Origin of the sequence: Pseudomonas sp. 8209 (genome assembly GCF_028682105.1) — a bacterium.
In the GTDB taxonomy this organism is placed as follows: Bacteria; Pseudomonadota; Gammaproteobacteria; order Pseudomonadales; family Pseudomonadaceae; genus Aquipseudomonas; species Aquipseudomonas palmensis.
On the sequence record NZ_JANIAH010000001.1, the window covers coordinates 340,549 to 360,279 of the forward strand.

Below are 19,731 nucleotides of genomic sequence, written 5' to 3' on the forward strand. Positions count from 1 at the left end.
CGGGCGTCGGTCGGATGCACAGGCGGGCGCAGGGTTATTTGTTCAGTTGGACAATGCACCGACCAAGCGGCCCGCACAGGCAATCAACTGTTCACGGGCAACAACTGCAACCCCAGGTACAGGCTCAGCATCCCTTCCAGCCGCATCGGGTCCACCCCGCTCAACTCGGCCACCCGTTCCAGTCGGTAACGCAAGCTGTTGCGGTGAATGCCCAGCGCCTCGGCGCACGCCTGGCTCTGCCCGTCGTGGGCGCACCAGGCCCGCAGGGTGGCCAGCAGCTGCCCGTTGCTGTCCTTGGCACGCAGCCGTTGCAGCGGTTGCAGCAGTTCGTCCAGTGCATCGTCGTTGCGATGACGCCACAACAGCGCCGGCAGCCGATAGCGCGCCAGGGTCAGCAGGCGCTGGCGGGGCAGTACCTCGCGCCCGTAGGCAAGCAGGTCGCGCACCCGACGATAACCGCGGCGCAGGTTGTCCAGCCCTTCGGCCGGGCCAGCCACTGCCAGGCGCTGCACGGTCCAACCCTGGGCCTGCATCTTGTCCAGCAGGCGCTGTTCGTCCAGTGCCACCGTCGCCGGGCGGCACCACAGCAACGACTGACGTGCCGGGCTCACGCACCAGCTGTCGGGGTAGCGCAGCATCAGCCAGGCCGCCAGCGGCTCGGCGGCCGGGCCCTCCTCCAGCTCGAACAGGCACGGGATACGCGTGAGCTGGGGTTTGAGACCCAGTTGCCGAGCCTCGTCCACCAGCCGGGTGGCGTCGCCGTTGCCGCCCAGCAGCAAGGCCAGCAGGTCGTCGCAGCGCTGCTTGCGCCACTGCTGCTGCACTTGCAGGTGCCGTTGGGCCAGCAGCATCTCGGCGGTCATGCGCACCAGTTCGGCGTAGGTGCGCACCTGCTGCGGGTCGCCGGTGATGCCGAGCACGCCGATCAGGCGCCCGTCCAGCAGCAGCGGCAGGTTCACACCCGGCTGCACGCCCTTGAGGCACCTGGCGGCCTCTTCGTCGAGCTCGACGATGCGTGCGTTGGCCAGCACCAGTTGCGCGCCTTCGTGGCGGGTGTTGATACGCTGCGCCTCGCCACTGCCCAGGATCAGCCCCTGGCTGTCCATGACATTGACGTTGTAGGGCAGAATGACCATCGCACGGTCGACGATATCCTGTGCCAGGTCGTGGTCGAGCTCGAACATGGGCGGATCCTTGTGGTCGCAATGGTTGGTCGAGGGCACAGCGGTGCAGCGCAAAGGCTGTGCAAAAGCACAAAGACAGCGTCCTCTGGCTCAAACAGACTCGTCATGACAACTGCCTCGACGCAGTTGCGGCGATAAACATAAAAACAGAGAGAGAATCATGTCATACCGCCCTGCCCCTGACCAAGGCCACGACATCGACCGCAACGCGCTGTACCGGCGCATCACCCTGCGGCTGATCCCGTTCATCTTCATCTGCTACCTGTTCAACTACCTGGACCGCGTCAACGTCGGCTTCGCCAAGTTGCAGATGCTCGACGCGCTGAAGTTCAGCGAAACCATCTACGGCCTGGGTGCCGGCATCTTCTTCATCGGCTACGTGCTGTGCGGCCTGCCCAGCAACCTGGCGCTCAACCGCTTCGGGCCACGGCGCTGGATCGCGCTGATGATGATCGCCTGGGGCACGCTGTCGACCTGCCTGCTGTTCGTCACCACCCCCATGGAGTTCTACGTGCTGCGCCTGTTCACCGGCGCCGCCGAAGCGGGGTTCTTCCCGGGTATCGTGCTGTACCTCTCGCGTTGGTTCCCGGCGCAGCGGCGCGGGCGCATCATGGCGCTGTTCATGTCGGCGATCCCGGTATCGGGGCTGCTGGGCGGGCCGTTCTCGGGGTGGATTCTCAACCACTTCGCCGCCGGCCAGGGCGGCCTGGCCGGCTGGCAATGGATGTTCCTGATCCAGGGCGTGCCTACCGTGGTGCTCGGCTGTCTGGCGATCGTGCTGCTCAGCGATGGCTACGCCAAGGCCGGCTGGCTGACCCCGGCGCAGCGCCAGGCGGTTGAGGCCGACCTGGATGCGGATGCGGCGGCCAAGCCGAAAACCGCCAGCGACAGCCTGCTGTCGGTGCTGGCCAACCCGTTGATCTGGACCTTCGGCTTCATCTACTTCTGCATCCAGAGCGGCGTGTATGCGATCAACTTCTGGCTGCCATCGATCATCAAGAACATGGGTTTCGACGATGCCCTGCTGATCGGCTGGCTGAGCGCCATCCCGTACCTGCTGGCCGGGCTGTTCATGCTGCTGGTGGGGCGTTCGGCAGACCTGCGCAACGAGCGGCGCTGGCACCTTGTGGTGCCGATGCTGATGGGCGCGGTGGGGCTGCTGATGGCGGTCAACTTCGCCCACAGCCCGGTGATCGCGATTCTGGGCCTGAGCATCGCGACCATGGGCGCGCTCACCGGCCTGCCGATGTTCTGGCCGATGCCCACTGCCCTGCTCACTGCGGGCACTGCGGTGGCGGGCCTGGCGATCATCAACTCGGTGGGCCAGATGGCCGGGTTCCTCAGCCCGTACCTGGTGGGCTGGATCAAGGACCAGACCGGCTCGACCGACGTGGCGTTGTATTCGCTGGGGGGGTTGATCGTGGTGGGCAGCCTGGTGGCGCTGCGGGTGTCGCGCTCCAGCTGACGACCGCTTCGCCGGCAAGGCCGGCTCCTACGGGCCTGAGGGCCGTTCACACGATTGTGCGGGAGCCGGCCTTGCCGACGAAGCTTTCAACCCTGTAAAACAGCTCGACCCCCTCCCGCAAAAGGATGCTCGAGTATGATCTACCGTCCCCTGGGCCGCAGTGGCCTGCAGGTTTCCGCCCTCACCCTGGGCAGCATGATGTTCGGCGAGCAGACCAGCACCGAAGACTCGCTGCGTATCATCGACAAGGCCTGGGACCAGGGCATCAATTTCATCGATACCGCCGACGTGTACAACGCCGGCCGCTCCGAAGAAATCGTCGGCGAAGCCATCGCCCGCCACCGTCACGACTGGGTGCTGGCCTCCAAGGTCGGCTTCGGCCCGGTCGACGGCCTGCCCAACCGCAGCGGCCTGAGCCGCAAGCATATCTTCAATGCCATCGACACCAGCCTCACGCGCCTGGGCACCGATTACCTGGACATCTACTACCTGCACCGCGAAGACCACGCCACCCCGCTGGAGGTCAGCGTGGCAGCCATCGGCGACCTGCTGCGCCAGGGCAAGATCCGTCACTGGGGCGTGTCGAACTTTCGCGGCTGGCGCATCGCCGAGGTGTGCAACCTGGCCGAACGCCTGGGTATCCCCAAGCCTGTGATCAGCCAGCCGCTGTACAACATCGTCAACCGCCAGGCCGAAACCGAGCAGTTCACCGCTGCAGCCTTTCACGGCCTGGGCGTGGTGCCCTACAGCCCGCTGGCGCGTGGGGTGCTCAGCGGCAAGTACGCCCCCGACGCCACCCCGGACGCCAACAGCCGCGCCGGGCGCCAGGACAAGCGCATCCTCGAGACCGAATGGCGCAGCGAGTCACTGGCCATCGCGCAGAAGATCCACGCCTATACCCAGGCCAAGGGCGTGGGCATGGTCGAGTTCGCCATTGCCTGGGTGCTCAACAACCAGCACGTCAGCTCCGCCATCGTCGGCCCGCGCACCGAAGCGCAGTGGGACACCTATGGCGGTGCCCTGCAGGTGAAGATCACCGCCGAAGACGAAGCTTTCATCGATTCGCTGGTTACCCCCGGGCATGCCTCCACCCACGGCTACAACGACGCGGCGCACTTCGTCAGCGGGCGCCAGCCACGCTGAGTTCGCAACCGATCAGGTGGCTGATGGCGGCCTTGAGCTTCATCGGCCGCACCGGTTTGTGCAGCAGGCTGTGGCCCAGGTCGCGCACCTGCTGCTTGAGCTCCACGCTGTAGTTGGCAGTGATCATCAGGGCCGGCAACGGCGTGTGCCGCTGCGTATTGATCGACCCGACCGCCTCCAGGCCATTGCGGTCGTTGTCCAGGTGATAGTCGACGATCAGCAGGTCGGCCCACTCGCTGTCCAGTGCCACCTGGCGGGCCAGGTCCTGCTCGCTCAGGGCGGTGACCACCGAGCAGCCCCACTGCTCCAGCAGGCTGCGCATGCCCGCGCAGATCGCCGCATCGTTGTCCACCACCCAGATACGTGCGCCGTCCAGGCGTTCGGTCAGCGGCTCGACCTGTGACGGTTGCGGCTCGCGCCGGGGCGCACGCTTGCTGCGCGGCACCTCGATGGAGAACACCGAGCCCTTGCCCGGCGTGGAGCGCAGGTGCACGCGGTGGCCGAGAATGCCGGCGATCTTGTCGACGATGGCCAGGCCCAGGCCCAGGCCGCGATCCTGGTCGGGACGCTGCAGGTCGCCGCGCTTGAACTCCTGGAACACCTCGGCGCACTTGTCGGGGGCGATGCCGATGCCGGTGTCCCATACCTCGATGAACACCCGCTGCCCACGCCGCCGGCACCCGAGCATCAGGCGCCCCTGCGGGGTGTAGCGGATGGCATTGCTGAGCAGGTTGCGCAGGATGCGTGCCAGCAGCTGGATGTCGCTGCGCACCCGCAGGCTGCTGCGCACGTAGCTCATGCGCAAGCCTTCGCTGGCGGCGGCATGGGCGTACTCGGCGGCCAGGTTGTCGAGCAGGTCGCTGACGGCGAAGGTCGCGACATCGGCCTTGATCACCCCGGCATCGAGCTTGGAGATGTCGACCAGGGTGCCCAGCAGGCTTTCGACGTCATCCAGCGAATTGCTGACGTTGCGCACCAGCGCCGGGCTTGCACAGTTCTGCTCCTGCAGCGCGCTGGTGAACAGGCGCGCGGCGTTGAGCGGTTGCAGCAGGTCGTGGCTGACCGCGGCAAGGAACTTGGTCTTGGACAGGTTGGCCTGGTCGGCCTCCTGCTTGGCCTCGCGCAGGCGCGCTTCGGCGCGGCGCCGCTCTTCGATTTCGCGCAGCAGCTGCTGGTTGAGCTGGGTGAGTTCGGCGGTGCGCTCGCGCACCCGCAACTCCAGGTTCTGGTAGGCCTGGTGCAGGGCTTCGGCGGTACGCCGGCGTTCGGTGATGTCGCGGATCAGCACGAAGATCCCCACCACCTCGCCGCTGGCCAGCTGGTTGGGCACATAGGAGCGCAGCATGTAGCGCTCCTGGCCGTGGGCGTTGGTTTCGGCGAACTCGAACGTCACGCTCTCGCCCGACAGTGCCCGCTCCACGTAGCTCTCCAGGCGCTGGTAATGCTCGGCGCTGTGCACCTCGCGCAGGCTCTGGCCGAGCATTACTCCGCGCGGCCAGCAGTACCACTGCTCGTACACCTTGTTGGTGAACTCGTAGACCAGGTCGGCGTTGAGGTAGGCGATCAGCGCCGGCACGTGATCGGTGATCAGGCGGATCCAGCGCTCGCTCTCGCTCAGCGCCTCGGCATGCTGATAGCGCTCGGTGATGTCGGTGAAGGTGTTGACGAAACCGCCGGCCGGCAGCGGATGGGTACGGATTTCGAGCATGCGCCCGTCGAACAGGCGCTGCTCCAGTTCATGGATGCTGCGCCCGTTGGCATCGGTACTGGCCGGGGTGAGCAAGGCCAGCTCGCTGTCGGCGATCACCTCGGCAAAGTCGCGGTGGGCGGCAATCGGGGCCAGCCCGCTGAGTTCCAGGAAGCGCCGGTTCCACAACTCCAGCACGCCGTCGGCATTGACCATGGCCACGCCCTGGGACAGGTTGTCGACCGCACGCTGCAGCAGGTGCGACTTCTGCGCCACGGCCTGTTCGCGGCGCTGGGTTTCGCTGAGCTTGATCTGGGTGATGTCGGTGAACAGCATCACGCAGCCGCCGCCCTGGGTCGGCCGCTCGCTGACCTGCAGCCAGCGCCCGCCCTGCAGGCGGTACACCATGTGCTCGGCGCTGGGGCCGCGTTGTTCTTCGCAGAACAGCCCGGTGCTCTGCATCAGCCGCTTGATCTCGGCCAGACGCATGCCGCCGATGATGCGGATGCGGCTGTTGGCCCAGAACGCCTTGAAGCGCTGGTTGAACAGCACGATGCGCTGCTGCGGGTCGAACAGCACGAAGGCGTCGGAAATGCTTTCGATGGCGTCCACCAGGTACTGGTGCGCGGTTTCGGCGCGCAGCCGCGCATCGCTGAGCAGGTGGTTGCTGGCCTTGAGTTCGGCCATGGCCTGGTTCAGCGCATCGGTGCGCTCGCGCACCTGCTCGGCCAGCACCACCGAGTGCTGGAACGCCGCATACGAGTCGTCCGGGCGCGCGGCGCCCGATTCCTGGCGTTCGATCAGGGCGGCGTTGATACGGCTGAGCTTGCGGTTTTCATGCTGCAAGCGGGCGATCAGCGCGGCCTGGTCAATGTCCACGGCGTGCACGGGGCTGGCCAATGGCGACGCCGGTGAACGTCTGGTTGATGTGCATGCCATTGAACTGTTCTCCATAGGAGTTGAACCCCACCACAGGCTGCTGCTGCAAAAAGGCGCCGACGGCTTCGAACTCGGCGCTGCCTTCCAGCTCCAGGCGGCGCAGGAAGCAGTCGCAGCCGATGGTCAGCAGCAACGGCCCGAGGCGTTCGCGCAAGCCGTCGAACAACGCGCTCAGGTTGGGCAGCAGGGGCCCGGGGCGCATGGCGGTGAGCACGATGCCGTTCTCCACCGCGCAGTAGAAACTCAGGCTGCCGTCGTCGTGCACCTGCTGGATGGCCCGCACGTAGTAGCGCTCGTTGATGCGCACCGCCAGCGGGTGGGCGGCGAAGGTGCGGTGGTCGAGCTGTTCGGGGGGCACGCCGATCAGCGCGGCGTATTCCTGCGCGGCGGGTTCGGCATTGAGCTCGTAGACCCGGCGCAGGGTACTGTCGGCGCGGGTGACCACGAGCTTTTCCTGGCGCGGCTGGATGTGGTGGGTGGTGAATACCTCGAAATCCAGGCAGGTATTGACCAGCAGCACCACGGCAGCGCTGCTGTGGAAGGCGCCGTCGAAGTACACATGGGTGTGGTGCAGGTAGTTGTCGTCGCCGGCCGAGCCGCCGAAATGCGGGATGTCGCCCAGGGCGGCACTGAGGGCGGCAAGCACGGTTTCCTCACGGCTGGACAGCCCGTCGAGCAGGGTCAGGGCGAAGCTGTGGCCCTTGATCGGGGCCAGGGTGTTGCTGCGACAGTCGCCCACCAGGCGCTCGACCATCTGCTGCGCGTCGATCAGGCTGAAGTACTGCATGGGGGCGATGAGTTCGGCGGCAATCGAGAACATCCGGTAATCGAAGCCCAGCGCGGTGATGCAGCCGCGGCCGTAGCCTTCGGGGGTGATTTCGCCGGCGCTGGTGCAGCCTGCCAGGCGGATGCCGCCCAGGCTCTGTTGTAGCGAGTGGGCCAGGGCTGGCAGGTCGTATTCGGCGGAGCAGAAGAACAGCACGAAGCCCAGGTGCGGGTGCAGCAGCTGACGGGCCAGGTCCTGTGCGGCCTCTTCGGCGACACTGGCGCGCGAGACGGCACTGACAATGCCCTCGGCGGGGGGTTGGTGCATGACGGCCTCCGGCGGGGGCTTTAACGGATGGGCCCAGTGTACGAAGGGGCTGGAGGGGGTCGAATGCTACTTGGGTAGTGGGTGGGGGTGGCATTGGTTGTAGGTTTGCAAGGGGGGTGCCCTTTCGCTGGAACGCCGGCGCCCACAGGTTTGCCACTGACGTGAAGAACAGTGGCATCGCTGTGGGCGCCGGCTTGCCAGCGAAGGGGCGACGCGGTTTACCAGGTCAGCACGGCACCCAGGGCCAGCGTATCGGTGTCTTCGTTCTGGCTGCTGCCCTCATGCCCGCGGATTTCGAACTGGTTGTATTCGGCTACCAGGGTGAGGTTGGCATTGATGTCGCGGAACAGCGCGATGCCGCGGGTCTCGTAGTCGGCGCCGGTGTTGACCGCGCCGTTGCCGTCGTCCTTGGTCTTGCCGTACGACAACGCCAGGCGGTTCTTGCCGAACTTGTACGAGCCCTGCATCAGGTAGCCCTTGCTGTCGACCTCGCGCAAGGTGGCTTCCCCGGCGTTGTTGGTGAAGAACGGGTTGATGCCCTTGGCGGTGAAGCCGGAACCGGTCAGCGAGAAGGCGCCCATCTTGGCCTGTACGCCATAGCCCAGGCCCTTGGAGGTCACCGAGTCGACGTTGTGGTCGGTGTTGTCCGAGGTCTGGTAGCCACCGTTGATCCAGCTGTAGATCTTGGCGCCCCCCAGGTCGAACTGGTAGGTGATCTCGCTCTCGGTGCGCGGATTCTTCTGGTAGGCCTTGCCCACCGCGCTGTCATCGTTGGTATCGACCGGGTCCATGATGCCCACGGCGATGCGCAGGCCATCCATCACCGGGGTGCGGTAGGTGATCTGCGCAGTGGGGAACGGGTACGGGTAGCCGGTGCCGATGTTGCCGAACGATACACCGCCACCGTCCACCAGGCCGAGGGTGTCACTGACCTGGCCATAGCCGGCCAGCAGCTCGTCGAGCAGGATGTTGGAACGGGCGAACAGGCCGAAGTCCTTGCCGATCAGTACCTCGCCCCACTCCGAATTGGTCACGGTGCCGTAGAACTGACGCACGTCGATGGCCGTGTCGGTGCCGTTGGTTTCACTGTCGTTGATGGTGACCCAGAACGAAGCGCGCCCGCCCAGCTTGAGGTCGTCGATCTGACGGGTCATGTTGAAACCCAGGTAGTTGGGCAGAAAGCCCATCTTGACCCGGGATTGGCGACGGTCGAACTGCTCGCCGTCACGGTCGACCTTGCTGTTGACGTAGAAGGCGTTGATGTAGCCGTCGGTGGAAAAGGTCGTGTCGTCCTTGTCGTACAGCATGATCTCGGCCTGGGCCAGCGGGGTCAGGCCCAGCGCGGCAAGGCTCGCCACCAAGGGCAGGAAACGTGTATGGGCATTCTTATTGTTGTGCATGACGCTCTCCGCAAACGGGTGGACGGTTGTCGGAGGCGATTATCGAAAAGCGGCGCCGCGCGCCCTACGCTGCCTTGGGGGCAAGGCGCTGCTGCTTTGGCGAGGCGCGAGGTGCCAGGCACCGGGGAACTAATCCTGTGTCCGCCAGTGTCACAAGGCTAAAGTGCCAGCACCCGCTCCGGATGGCCGAGACCACCATGCAAAAATGCAGACAGGCACTGCAGTTTTGTCGATTGTAATGGGCAAAATTGCACTGTTACGATCCGACGATCCTTGAATTCATCTCCACGGCGCGACAAATCATGTGGAAAATCAATAACAAAGCAGGGAGACAGCGATGACCGCGCAAGCGCATTCCCCGGTCGATACCAACGTACTGGCTACCGTACGCAACCATGTAGGCCATCTGACCCTCAACCGCCCCGCCGGCCTCAACGCCCTGACCTTGCCGATGGTGCGTCAGCTGCAGCAGCAGCTCGACGCCTGGGCCGTCGACCCGCAGGTTCACGCAGTGGTACTGCGTGGCGAAGGCCCCAAGGGTTTCTGCGCCGGCGGCGACATCCGTTCGCTGCATGACAGCTTCAAGGCAGGCGACAGCCTGCACCGCGACTTCTTCGTGGAGGAGTACGCGCTGGACCTGTGCATTCATCACTACCGCAAGCCCATCGTTGCCCTGATGGACGGCTTTACCCTGGGCGGCGGCATGGGCCTGGCCCAGGGCGCGGAGCTGCGTGTGGTCACCGAGCGCAGCCGCCTGGCCATGCCCGAAACCGGCATCGGCTACTTTCCGGACGTGGGCGGCAGCTATTTCCTGTCGCGCATCCCCGGCGAACTGGGCACCTACCTGGGGGTGAGCGGCGTGCAGATCCAGGCGGCCGACGCGCTGTACTGCGGGCTGGCCGACTGGCACGTCGACAGCGCCAGGCTGAGCACCCTGGATGAACGCCTGAACACGCTCAAGTGGAGCGAGCACCCGCTCAAGGACCTGCAGGGCGTGCTGGCCAGGCTGGGCACCCAGGCCCTGGACAACCCTCCCCTGGCTGCGCTGCGCCCGGCCATCGACCACTTCTTCGCGTTGCCCGATGTGGCCAGCATCATCGAGCAACTGCGTGCCGTGACCGTCGGCGACAGCCACGAATGGGCACTCAAGACCGCCGACCTGCTGGCCACGCGCTCGCCCCTGGCGATGGCGGTGACCCTGGAGATGCTGCGCCGCGGGCGCCACCTGAGCCTGGAGGACTGCTTTGCGATGGAGCTGCACCTGGACCGGCAATGGTTCGAGCACGGCGACCTGATCGAAGGTGTACGCGCGCTGATCATCGACAAGGACAAGCAGCCTCGCTGGAACCCCGCCACCGTCGCCGAGCTTTCACGCTCGCGGGTGGATCAATTCTTCGAAGGCCTGTGAGGGCCGGAGTACGCACATGCAAGACCTGGAACTGACTGAAGAACAGATCATGATCCGCGACATGGCGCGCGACTTCGCCCGTAACGAGATCGCCCCGCATGCTCAGGCCTGGGAAAAGGCCGGCTGGATCGACGATGGCGTGGTGGCCAGGATGGGTGAGCTGGGCTTGCTGGGCATGGTGGTGCCCGAGCAATGGGGCGGCAGCTACACCGACTACGTGGCCTATGCACTGGCGGTGGAAGAGATTGCCGCCGGCGATGGCGCCACCGGGGCGTTGATGAGCATCCACAACTCGGTTGGCTGCGGCCCCCTGCTCGCCTATGGCAGCGACCTGCAGCAGCAGACCTGGCTGGAGCGTCTGGCCACCGGCCAGGTGATCGGCTGCTTCTGCCTTACCGAACCCCAGGCCGGCTCCGAGGCGCACAACCTGCGCACCCGTGCCGAGCAAGTAGGTGATGAGTGGGTGATCAACGGGTCCAAGCAGTTCGTCAGCAATGCGCGGCGCGCGGGCCTGGCGATCGTGTTTGCGGTGACCGACCCGGAGCTGGGCAAGAAAGGGTTGTCGGCGTTTCTGGTGCCGACCGACAACGAAGGTTTCGTGGTCGATCGCAGCGAACACAAGATGGGCATTCGCGCCTCCGACACCTGTGCGGTGACCTTGAACAACTGCCGTGTGCCGGCAGCCAACCTGCTGGGCGAGCGTGGCAAGGGCCTGGCGATCGCGCTGTCCAACCTTGAGGGTGGGCGTATCGGCATTGCGGCTCAGGCGCTGGGCATTGCGCGTGCGGCGTTCGAGGCGGCGCTGGTGTATTCGCGTGACCGCATCCAGTTCGGCAAGCCGATCAACGAGCACCAGAGTGTGGCCAACCTGCTGGCCGACATGCAGGTACAGCTCAATGCGGCGCGGTTGTTGATACTGCATGCGGCGCGTTTGCGCAGTGCGGGCAAGCCGTGTTTGAGCGAGGCTTCGCAGGCCAAGCTGTTTGCTTCGGAGATGGCCGAACGGGTGTGTTCCAAGGCCATCCAGGTGCATGGTGGGTATGGTTACCTGGAAGACTACCCCGTGGAGCGATACTACCGCGATGCGCGGATCACGCAGATCTATGAGGGCTCGAGCGAGATTCAGCGCATGCTGATTGCGCGGGAGTTGAAGCACTATCCGTTGTAAAGGCGCGGTTTGATGTGATGCCGGGCCACCATGGCCTGTCAGCCTTGTTGGCCCGGCCCCAGACCTTCTAGCGATCCACCCGCTTGAGCACCTGCCGCTCATACTGCGGGTACAGATGGCTCACGCTGCGAATGAGCTCGTACTGACTCAACGCTATGCCCGCAAACCGCTGGGGTATCGGCGTGGCAATCACCTCGGTCATGTCCAGCCCCTGCGCCGCACTCTCACGCATCACCTTGTCCAGCCACCCCAGGTAATCAACCATCTGCGCAAACGGCGCACGGTCCGTGGCCAGCGGGCCGTGCCCCGGCACCAGCACCTTCCACGGCAGCGCCTCGAGCCGCTGCAGATCCTGTAGCCACACCGCCAGGCCAGGGGTGTTGGGCGTGGTCAGCGCACGCTGGTAGAACAACAGATCGCCGGCAAACAACACTCCGGTCTTCTCGTCGAACACCGCCAGGTCGGCACCGCTGTGACCGGTCAAGGCCAGCAGCCGCAACCGGTGCGAACCGAACGCACGCTCACTCGCCGCCACCGGCTGGTCGGGCAGGCGCACCTGGGTGCCACGCATCCAGTCACCCACCATGCGGTACATGTTCTCGGCCAGGCCATCACCCTGCTCCTCCAGCAACTGCGTGGTGCCAGGCAGTGCACCGACAGGCACACCGGCAAAGGCCTGGCTGCCCAGTGCGTGATCGGGGTGGTGATGGGTCAGCAGCACCTGCACCACCGGCTGGTCGGTGACGCTTTCGATGGCTTTGCGCAAGGCCTGCCCATAGCGCAGCGACGGACCGCTGTCGATCACCACCACGCCAGCCTCGGTGACGATGAAACCGGTGTTGACGATGTTGCCGCCGTTGGTTCGGGAGAAGTGCTCGGTGCTGCCCTCCAGCACATAGGTGTCGGCCGCGATCTGGCGCGGCGCCAGGTGATAGTCCAGGTCGGCCAGGCTCGGCAGGCTGACACACGCCAGCAACAGCAACAGTGCTCGCATCACGGTCCTCACTCGATGGCAGCGTCGAACTGGTTACCGTTGTTGTCACGCAGCACCAGGCGGGTAGCCCCCTGGTTGAGCAGGTCGAAGCCCAGGCTGGGGTTCTCGCTCACGGCAGGAAACAGTTCGAGGGTGGCCAGCGACTGGCCCTGGGCATCGAACAGCTCGGCGTGTTCGATGAAGAATTCGGGGATGCCGCCAGTCAGGCCGTTATCCATCGGATGCGACACGTCCAGGCGCACGCGGCTGAAGGCTTCGCGCGGGTAGCGTGCACCCAGTACCTGGCCCAGACGCTCTTCCCAGCCGGGCTGGCTGCGTACCACGCTGGGCGCCGTGCAGCCACCGCCGGCGGCATCGATCAGGCTCGAACCGATGTGCCAGGTACCGTCATCGGTCAGCACGGCCGCCCGCAGCGGGGTGGCCTGCTCGATGCGTATGCGCACAGCCAGCCACGGCAGAACCTGCGGGCCGGGATGGAAATCGACGACCCGCGGTATCGGGTTGAGTTCGGCCCACACGAGTATGCGCTGCACCTTGCCCGGCAACGCCCGGGCATCGACCTGCAACGGCACCTGTCGGGCGTCCTCGGCGAATGGCGGGGCAATCACCCGCACGCGCTCATCAAAGACGTAGGGCTCATCCTGGAGCCACTGTTTGCGATAGAACTCCCACATCACCGACGGCACCGGATCGGCACCCGGCTGTATTGCACAGGCCGGGCCGGCCAGCAGCAACGCGGCCAACAGCAACGGTACCCGGCGCATGGCCTATTCCTCGATGTGCACGCTGTCAAGGTAGGTACGCACCGCCCACAACGCTTCCTGGCTCAGGTAGTCGGCCATCTTGGGCATGTACACGCGCCCGTCACGCACCGCGCCGTTGCGTACCCGCTCCACGAACCATTCATCGCCCGCCTCGCCCTCGTCCAGCAGGCGCAGGTCGGGGGCGATGCCACCGGACTTGGCTTCCAGGCCGTGGCAGGCCGCGCAGTTCTGGTTGTAGGCCGAGGCGCCGATGGACACTGCCTCGTCATGGTTGGGGCCGTTGCGGTAGGGGTTGGTTTCACGCCACTCGTCACCGAGTTTTTCCAGGGTGCCGGTGTTGACCGCCGACGGGGTCACGTTGCCATGGGCGAACACCGCCCCGGTACTCATCAGGCCGGCCATCAGCACGGCGCTCATCCAGGCGTTTTTCACTGTTGTCATTGTTCTGCCCTCGACTGCTTTGTCTGTACGGTTTGCACGCAGGCACCTCGCGATACCGGGGTGCTGCCGGGCATCTTAGAAAGCGCACTCCAGCGCCCCCATGCTGCTTTGGTGGTCGCGTGCTACTCCCTTGGTAGTAGGGCTTGTGGGGCAGTGCCAAATCATGCGCCGACTGGGACATTTTCCCGCTCAGGGCGGGAGTTTTTCCGTATCTGCGCAGGCGGCGACGATCCAGTCTAGGCAGGCACAAAACCTCCATTGGGAACACCCACTATGACAATAAGATCGTTACCCGCCGCGCTTTCCCCACTGTCCATGGCTGTGCAGGCCGTCCTGCTGGTCTCGAGCCTGGCCCTGGCACCGGCGGCCAACGCCAAGCCGGTGACCTGGGAAGACATCGCCAACGACCACCTCAACACCCAGAACGTGCTGCAGTACGGCATGGGCACCAATGCCCAGCGCTGGAGCCCGCTGGCCATGGTCAACGACAAGAACGTGTTCAAGCTGACCCCGGCCTGGTCGTACTCCTTCGGTGACGAAAAGCAACGCGGCCAGGAATCCCAGGCGATCATCAACGACGGCGTGATCTACGTCACCGGCTCCTATTCGCGGGTGTTCGCCCTGGATGCCAAGACCGGCAAGCGTCTGTGGACCTACAACCATCGCCTGCCGGACAACATTCGTCCGTGCTGTGACGTGGTCAACCGTGGCGCTGCCATCTTCGGCGACAAGATCTACTTCGGCACCCTCGATGCCCGCGTGATCGCGCTGAACAAAGACACCGGCAAGGTGGTATGGAACAAGAAATTCGGCGATCACAGCGCCGGCTACACCATGACCGGCGCCCCGACCCTGATCAAGGATCAGAAGAGCGGCAAGGTGCTGCTGATTCACGGCAGCTCCGGTGACGAATTCGGCGTGGTCGGCCAGCTGTATGCCCGCGACCCGGAAACCGGTGAAGAAGTGTGGATGCGTCCGTTCGTCGAAGGCCACATGGGCCGCCTGAACGGCAAGGACAGCACCCCTACCGGCGACGTCAAGGCCCCGTCCTGGCCGGACGATCCGACCACCGAGACCGGCAAGGTCGAATCCTGGAGCCACGGTGGCGGCGCCCCATGGCAAAGCGCAAGCTTCGACCCCGAAACCAACACCATCATCGTCGGCGCCGGCAACCCTGGCCCGTGGAACACCTGGGCACGTACCTCCAAGGACGGCAACCCGCACGACTTCGACAGCCTGTACACCTCGGGCCAGGTCGGCGTCGACCCGACCACCGGTGAGGTCAAGTGGTTCTACCAGCACACCCCGAACGATGCCTGGGACTTCTCGGGCAACAACGAACTGGTGCTGTTCGACTACAAGGACAAGGACGGCAAGCAGTACAAGGCCACCGCGCACGCTGACCGCAACGGCTTCTTCTATGTGGTGGACCGCACCAACGGCAAGCTGAAAAACGCCTTCCCGTTCGTGGACAACATCACCTGGGCCAGCCACATCGATCTCAAGACCGGTCGCCCGGTCGAAAACGAAGGCCAGCGCCCTGCCAAGCCATTGCCAGGCGAAACCAAGGGCAAGCCGGTGGAAGTCTCGCCACCGTTCCTGGGCGGCAAGAACTGGAACCCGATGGCCTACAGCCAGGACACCGGCCTGTTCTACGTACCGGCCAACCACTGGAAAGAGGAATACTGGACCGAAGAGGTCAACTACAAGAAAGGGTCGGCCTACCTGGGCATGGGCTTCCGCATCAAGCGCATGTACGAGGACCACGTAGGTTCGCTGCGTGCGATGGACCCGACCACCGGCAAGGTGGTGTGGGAGCACAACGAGCGCCTGCCGCTGTGGGCCGGCGTGCTGGCCACCAAGGGCAACCTGGTGTTCACCGGTACCGGCGACGGCTACTTCAAGGCCTTCAACGCCAAGACCGGCGAAGAGCTGTGGAAATTCCAGACCGGCAGCGGCATCGTTTCGCCACCGATCACCTGGGAACAGGATGGCGAGCAGTACATCGGCGTGACCGTCGGCTACGGCGGTGCAGTACCGCTGTGGGGTGGCGACATGGCCGAGCTGACCAAGCCGGTGGCACAGGGTGGATCGTTCTGGGTGTTCAAGATCCCGGCCTGGGATACCAAGACCGCCAAGCGTTGATCTGAGCGTTTTCGCGGGTCAAGTTCGCCACCACAAGGGATCACCAGACCTGTGGGAGCGGGCTTGACCCGCGTCTGCTTTCAAACTGCCAAGGAGATTCCCATGAAGTATCTGCCCCTAGTGCTCGCCGTCGCCCTGTCCCCGGCTTTTGCTGCCGACGACGAACTGGAACCACAGCCGCTGAAGATCAACGGCTGCATCATCCAGCCTGAAAGCCAGTGCCCCGGCGCCAACCTGCAGAACGCCGACCTGAACAACCAGGACATGCGCAAGATGAACCTGGCCGGTGCCGACCTGCGTGGCGCCAACCTGCGTCACGCCAAGCTCGACCTGGCCAACCTGGAGAAAGCCAACCTGCAAGGCGCCAACCTCACCCGTGCCAGCCTGCAGCAAACCAACCTGCGCGTGGCCAACTTCACCGATGCCACGCTGATCGCGGTCCAGGCCTGGGGCATGTACGCCCAGGGCGCCAACTTCAATGGTGCCAACCTCAGCGCCGCCTACCTGGAGTTTGCCCGCCTGTCCGGCGCCAAGCTGCACAATACCAACCTGCAAGCCGCCGACCTGGAAATGACCTGGCTGAGCAGGGCCGACCTTGTGGGGGCGAACCTGGCCGATGCCAACCTGCAGGAAGCCAAGTTCGGTGAAAGCAACCTGGAGAAAGCCGACCTGCGCGGCACTCGTCAGCACTACGCCAACTTCCAGGACAGCAACATGGAAGGCTGCCAGGGTTGCCCGAGCACCTGGGACTAGGTGCCTGCGTACACAGCCTACGCCGCTATACGCAGCAGGCCGGCTTCGATTGCCAGGTGCACCAGTTCGGCATGGGAGCTGACCTGCAGCTTGCTCTTGAGCAAGGTCAGGTAGTTGGAGACGGTCTTGGCGCTGATGCACAGCTGCTGGGCTATCAACCGGGTCGGCGTGCCCTTGGCCAGCATCAGGAAGATTTCGATCTCGCGCTGGGTCAGCCCCTGCAGGCGAGCATTGCCGCCACCCTGCCCCGGGTGCGGCTGACAGGCCAGCTGGGTGGCCAGCGGTTGCTCGATGTAGGCATGCCCCGCCAGTACCCGGCGCACGGCTTCAAGCACCACCGCCGGCGCTGCCGCTTTGGACAGAAACCCGCAGGCCCCCGCGTCCAGTGCCTGGCGAACCAGGCCCAGCTCGGTGTGTTCGCTGAAAAACAGCACGCGCAGTTGCGGCAGGCGCTGACGCAGGCGCCGGGTGGTTTCCAGGCCGCTGATGCCGGGCAGGTCGAAGTCCATGATCACCAGGCCGGGCAGTTCCTCCTGCACCTGCTGCAGGGCCTCCTCGCCGCTGCCGGCCTCGCGAACTGGCAGGCCATTGAGCCCTTCGCCCAGAAAGTGGGCCAGGCCCAGGCGGATCATCGGGTGGTCGTCGACCAGCAAGATGCCCATCGCGCAGTACTCCTGTAGTGGCTATACCCCATGCTAGAGCCGCTGGCGAGCACGGCCGCTACTACTTTGGTACTGCCCGCGCTGTCGATGGTCGCATTCACAAAGCGCCAGTACTGGCCTGTAATACCAGGCATAACAAAAACGAGACTGCCGACCATGCTGCTGCGTGCCTTGTTCGCTTCTGCCTGCCTGACCCTGGCGGTGCCCGCCAGCGCCGACACGGCGCTGTTCACTGCCGACGGCTACCGCGCCACCCTGTACCGCAGCCCTACCCCCGATAAGGCGCCGCCGGCGCAGACCCTCGATACCGCGCAGCTGCAGGCTCTGCTGCAACAGCAGCCCCCGCCGTTGCTGATCGACGTGTACAAGCGCCCCTGGCTGCATGGACGGTTCATCGACAGCGAGCCGCATGCCAACCTCCCCCACAGCCACTGGCTGGCCAACACCGGCGATGGCCAGCTGGACGCCGCCTGGGCCCGCTATTTCAGCCGCCACCTGCAACGCCTGAGCCATGGCGACAAGCAGCGCGCCATCGTCTTCTACTGTCGCTCCGATTGCTGGCTGAGCTGGAATGCGGTCAAGCGCGCCGATGCACTGGGCTACACGCGGCTGTACTGGTACCGTGATGGCCTGGATGCCTGGGAGAATGCCGGGCTGCCGGTACACCCCGCGACACCCGAAGCGTTCCCCTGACTACTGTCTGCCTAGCGGTCAACCACAACAATAAGGTGCAAAGCCATGTACAAGATTCTGATCGCCGACGACCACCCGCTGTTTCGCGAAGCGATCCACAACGTCATCACTGACGGCTTCCCTGGCAGCGAGGTCATGGAAACCGCCGACCTGGACAGCGCCCTGAGCCTGACCGGCCAGCATGACGACCTGGACCTGATCCTGCTGGACCTGAACATGCCCGGCATGCATGGCCTTGGCGGGCTGATCAACCTGCGCAACGAGGCGCCGACGATCCCGGTGGTGATCGTCTCGGCCGAGCAGGACAAGCAGGTGGTGCTGCAGGCAATCACCTATGGCGCGGTGGGGTTCATCACCAAGTCGTCGCCGCGCTCGCAGATGACCGATGCCATCGAGCAGATCCTCAACGGCAACGTGTACCTGCCGCCCGACATCATCCGCACGCAAAAAAGCACCGGCCGGCGCAACCAGAGCGAGCATGCAGGCTTTGCCCCGGAGCTGCTGCAGGCGCTCACCCGCAAGCAGTTGCTGGTGCTCGAGCGCATGACCAAGGGGGAGTCGAACAAGCAGATCGCCTACAACCTGGATATCGCCGAGACCACGGTCAAGGCCCATGTCTCGGCGATTCTGCGCAAGCTCAACGTGCACAACCGGGTGCAGGCGATTCTCAGTGCCGGCGATATCGACTTTACCGCCTATCTGCGGCGCTGATCAGCCGGCGCCGGGTAGCGCAAGGGTCTTGCCGCTGCCCACCGGCCCCATCGACAACAGGGTTTCGGCCAGGGTCATGGGAACGATCATGTCCTTGGCGTTCTGCACCTTGTAGTTGATGTCGGCATCGATGTGCTGTTGCACCTGCGCCGCATAGTCGGCCGGATACTGAGCCTTCTCGATTGCCGGCAGGCTGTTGTAGTGGGCCTGCACTTGCTTGAAGAAGTCCGTCATGCGGCCGGTGGTGTTGTATTCCTGCTGCGCCTTGTCGCTGACCTCGCGACGCCACGCCTGCTCCTGGCGGGTGGTCTCCTCGAACGCGGCGCGCCGTTCGTTGACCGTGAAGGTGCCGCTGTCATCGTAGGTGATCAGCGCCAGCTGCTCGCGCGACAGGCCGGCGAACGGGTTTTCAACGGTCTTGCTGCCCACGGTCAGCGTCGCGTTCACGAACGCAGTGGCCTGTTCGGCCCGGGCCAGCAGCTCGGGGTCATCTGTGGCCGGTACTTCCTTGTCGTAGGCGGCCTTGTTGGCCGAATACGCAGCGCCGGTAATCTTGTCGAGCAGCGACCTGGCCAACGCACCGAGTGCCGAATGGCTCAGGCCGGTATCGCGCTCGCTGGCACGGGTGGCACTTGCGGCCAGTTGACGGGCCAGGTTGGAGACACTGCTGGTGTCCTGGCCGGCGTAGGCATTCAGGGCCCTGGCGCTGCTGCTGTTGCCATGGTTGATGCCAAGGCTGGTAGGGAGGGGGCTTGCACCGGTGGTGCGGGTGGTAATGGCCGATGTGTAGTCGTTCACATGCATCGGGAGACTCCATGTGGTGGTATGCACGTCTGTGCGGCGTGCGCTGACAACGCTCCGGTGCCAGCAATCGGGCGCAAGCCTAACGCCATTTGCCAGTTGCATCCAGTTGCGCGCCTGAAGTAAGCTCGGGCAATCAACTGGAGCACAGCATGTCGTCTATTTCCCTCACTCAAGCACTGCACACAGGTCGCGTATCGCACCTGGCGGGTGTGCCTGCGTGCGCGGCACTGTCTGCCAGCGGCTTTTATTTTGGGTATTGGTTTAGCCACAGGCGCCG

At 64.9% G+C, this 19,731-nt stretch carries 17 protein-coding genes; 8 read left to right on the forward strand and 9 right to left on the reverse strand.

All coding sequences use genetic code 11. The annotated features are described in order from the left end of the window. Positions 1-83 precede the first annotated feature (83 nt). Complete coding sequence (locus NP552_RS01465) at positions 84-1,184, reverse strand: sugar diacid recognition domain-containing protein (RefSeq protein ID WP_058540177.1); 1,101 nt, start codon at positions 1,182-1,184, stop codon at positions 84-86. A gap of 160 nt (positions 1,185-1,344) precedes the next feature. Here NP552_RS01465 and NP552_RS01470 point away from each other — a divergent pair, with 160 nt between their 5' ends. Both NP552_RS01470 and NP552_RS01475 read left to right on the forward strand, forming a co-directional pair. Then, positions 1,345-2,649: an MFS transporter gene (locus tag NP552_RS01470; RefSeq protein WP_058540176.1), complete on the forward strand. Its 1,305-nt coding sequence runs from the start codon at positions 1,345-1,347 to the stop codon at positions 2,647-2,649. 135 nt (positions 2,650-2,784) lie between these two features. Next, complete coding sequence (locus NP552_RS01475; protein ID WP_043862758.1) at positions 2,785-3,792, forward strand: aldo/keto reductase; 1,008 nt, start codon at positions 2,785-2,787, stop codon at positions 3,790-3,792. Here NP552_RS01475 and nahK read toward each other — a convergent pair. From nahK to NP552_RS01490, 3 genes are all read right to left on the reverse strand, one after another. Beyond that, positions 3,770-6,418 (reverse strand): hybrid sensor histidine kinase/response regulator NahK/ErcS', encoded by a 2,649-nt coding sequence (gene nahK, locus NP552_RS01480; protein WP_078481000.1) that lies wholly within the window; start codon positions 6,416-6,418, stop codon positions 3,770-3,772. The genes NP552_RS01475 and nahK overlap by 23 nt on opposite strands. Further along, positions 6,348-7,511: a nitric oxide-sensing protein NosP gene (nosP, locus tag NP552_RS01485; RefSeq protein WP_058540175.1), complete on the reverse strand. Its 1,164-nt coding sequence runs from the start codon at positions 7,509-7,511 to the stop codon at positions 6,348-6,350. Before nosP ends, nahK begins: the two co-directional genes overlap by 71 nt. 218 nt (positions 7,512-7,729) lie before the next feature. Next, positions 7,730-8,911 carry a porin gene (locus NP552_RS01490; RefSeq protein ID WP_043860154.1) on the reverse strand — a complete coding sequence of 394 codons (1,182 nt, stop codon included), beginning with the start codon at positions 8,909-8,911 and terminating at the stop codon, positions 7,730-7,732. A gap of 337 nt (positions 8,912-9,248) precedes the next feature. On the opposite strand from NP552_RS01490, the gene NP552_RS01495 reads away from it, so the two are divergent. Further along, entirely contained in the window at positions 9,249-10,319 is a 1,071-nt protein-coding gene (locus NP552_RS01495) for an enoyl-CoA hydratase/isomerase family protein (RefSeq protein WP_043860155.1), read from the forward strand. A 16-nt stretch (positions 10,320-10,335) separates the two neighbouring features. Continuing rightward, entirely contained in the window at positions 10,336-11,487 is a 1,152-nt protein-coding gene (locus NP552_RS01500; RefSeq protein WP_100632770.1) for an acyl-CoA dehydrogenase family protein, read from the forward strand. A 67-nt stretch (positions 11,488-11,554) separates the two neighbouring features. Here the strand turns inward: NP552_RS01500 and NP552_RS01505 are convergent, their stop codons facing one another. From NP552_RS01505 to pedF, 3 genes are read right to left on the reverse strand one after another with little or no spacing between them, the layout of a single operon-like run. Further along, positions 11,555-12,481 carry a quinoprotein relay system zinc metallohydrolase 1 gene (locus tag NP552_RS01505; RefSeq protein WP_274096322.1) on the reverse strand — a complete coding sequence of 309 codons (927 nt, stop codon included), beginning with the start codon at positions 12,479-12,481 and terminating at the stop codon, positions 11,555-11,557. Positions 12,482-12,489: 8 nt separating this feature from the next. Further along, a complete protein-coding gene (locus NP552_RS01510; RefSeq protein WP_043860158.1) occupies positions 12,490-13,245 on the reverse strand; it encodes a quinoprotein dehydrogenase-associated SoxYZ-like carrier in 756 nt (251 codons plus the stop codon). 3 nt (positions 13,246-13,248) lie between these two features. Next, complete coding sequence (pedF, locus tag NP552_RS01515; RefSeq protein WP_043860159.1) at positions 13,249-13,686, reverse strand: cytochrome c-550 PedF; 438 nt, start codon at positions 13,684-13,686, stop codon at positions 13,249-13,251. Between the two features lie 273 nt (positions 13,687-13,959). Here pedF and exaA point away from each other — a divergent pair, with 273 nt between their 5' ends. Then, a complete protein-coding gene (exaA, locus tag NP552_RS01520; protein ID WP_043860160.1) occupies positions 13,960-15,831 on the forward strand; it encodes a quinoprotein ethanol dehydrogenase in 1,872 nt (623 codons plus the stop codon). A 102-nt stretch (positions 15,832-15,933) separates the two neighbouring features. Then, positions 15,934-16,584 carry a pentapeptide repeat-containing protein gene (locus NP552_RS01525; RefSeq protein ID WP_043860161.1) on the forward strand — a complete coding sequence of 217 codons (651 nt, stop codon included), beginning with the start codon at positions 15,934-15,936 and terminating at the stop codon, positions 16,582-16,584. 17 nt (positions 16,585-16,601) lie between these two features. Here NP552_RS01525 and NP552_RS01530 read toward each other — a convergent pair whose 3' ends face one another. After that, the gene (locus NP552_RS01530) at positions 16,602-17,246 is read right to left on the reverse strand and encodes a response regulator (RefSeq protein ID WP_043860162.1); all 645 of its coding nucleotides are present in this window, start codon (positions 17,244-17,246) and stop codon (positions 16,602-16,604) included. Between the two features lie 156 nt (positions 17,247-17,402). Here NP552_RS01530 and NP552_RS01535 point away from each other — a divergent pair, with 156 nt between their 5' ends. Beyond that, a complete protein-coding gene (locus NP552_RS01535) occupies positions 17,403-17,939 on the forward strand; it encodes a PQQ-dependent catabolism-associated CXXCW motif protein (protein WP_104572445.1) in 537 nt (178 codons plus the stop codon). A 45-nt stretch (positions 17,940-17,984) separates the two neighbouring features. Beyond that, positions 17,985-18,650 (forward strand): response regulator transcription factor, encoded by a 666-nt coding sequence (locus NP552_RS01540; RefSeq protein WP_043860164.1) that lies wholly within the window; start codon positions 17,985-17,987, stop codon positions 18,648-18,650. On the opposite strand, the gene NP552_RS01545 is transcribed toward NP552_RS01540, so the two are convergent. Further along, a complete protein-coding gene (locus NP552_RS01545; RefSeq protein WP_274096323.1) occupies positions 18,651-19,454 on the reverse strand; it encodes a hypothetical protein in 804 nt (267 codons plus the stop codon). Between the last annotated feature and the right edge of the window lie 277 nt (positions 19,455-19,731).

What these genes read in the sequence shown, in the direction of transcription:
- NP552_RS01465 (WP_058540177.1), bottom strand. Translation starts at nt 1,184, where the DNA reads ATGTTCGAGCTCGACCACGACCTGGCACAGGATATCGTCGACCGTGCG.
- NP552_RS01470 (WP_058540176.1), top strand. Translation starts at nt 1,345, where the DNA reads ATGTCATACCGCCCTGCCCCTGACCAAGGCCACGACATCGACCGCAAC.
- NP552_RS01475 (WP_043862758.1), top strand. Translation starts at nt 2,785, where the DNA reads ATGATCTACCGTCCCCTGGGCCGCAGTGGCCTGCAGGTTTCCGCCCTC.
- nahK (WP_078481000.1), bottom strand. Translation starts at nt 6,418, where the DNA reads ATGGCATGCACATCAACCAGACGTTCACCGGCGTCGCCATTGGCCAGC.
- nosP (WP_058540175.1), bottom strand. Translation starts at nt 7,511, where the DNA reads ATGCACCAACCCCCCGCCGAGGGCATTGTCAGTGCCGTCTCGCGCGCC.
- NP552_RS01490 (WP_043860154.1), bottom strand. Translation starts at nt 8,911, where the DNA reads ATGCACAACAATAAGAATGCCCATACACGTTTCCTGCCCTTGGTGGCG.
- NP552_RS01495 (WP_043860155.1), top strand. Translation starts at nt 9,249, where the DNA reads ATGACCGCGCAAGCGCATTCCCCGGTCGATACCAACGTACTGGCTACC.
- NP552_RS01500 (WP_100632770.1), top strand. Translation starts at nt 10,336, where the DNA reads ATGCAAGACCTGGAACTGACTGAAGAACAGATCATGATCCGCGACATG.
- NP552_RS01505 (WP_274096322.1), bottom strand. Translation starts at nt 12,481, where the DNA reads ATGCGAGCACTGTTGCTGTTGCTGGCGTGTGTCAGCCTGCCGAGCCTG.
- NP552_RS01510 (WP_043860158.1), bottom strand. Translation starts at nt 13,245, where the DNA reads ATGCGCCGGGTACCGTTGCTGTTGGCCGCGTTGCTGCTGGCCGGCCCG.
- pedF (WP_043860159.1), bottom strand. Translation starts at nt 13,686, where the DNA reads ATGACAACAGTGAAAAACGCCTGGATGAGCGCCGTGCTGATGGCCGGC.
- exaA (WP_043860160.1), top strand. Translation starts at nt 13,960, where the DNA reads ATGACAATAAGATCGTTACCCGCCGCGCTTTCCCCACTGTCCATGGCT.
- NP552_RS01525 (WP_043860161.1), top strand. Translation starts at nt 15,934, where the DNA reads ATGAAGTATCTGCCCCTAGTGCTCGCCGTCGCCCTGTCCCCGGCTTTT.
- NP552_RS01530 (WP_043860162.1), bottom strand. Translation starts at nt 17,246, where the DNA reads ATGGGCATCTTGCTGGTCGACGACCACCCGATGATCCGCCTGGGCCTG.
- NP552_RS01535 (WP_104572445.1), top strand. Translation starts at nt 17,403, where the DNA reads ATGCTGCTGCGTGCCTTGTTCGCTTCTGCCTGCCTGACCCTGGCGGTG.
- NP552_RS01540 (WP_043860164.1), top strand. Translation starts at nt 17,985, where the DNA reads ATGTACAAGATTCTGATCGCCGACGACCACCCGCTGTTTCGCGAAGCG.
- NP552_RS01545 (WP_274096323.1), bottom strand. Translation starts at nt 19,454, where the DNA reads ATGCATGTGAACGACTACACATCGGCCATTACCACCCGCACCACCGGT.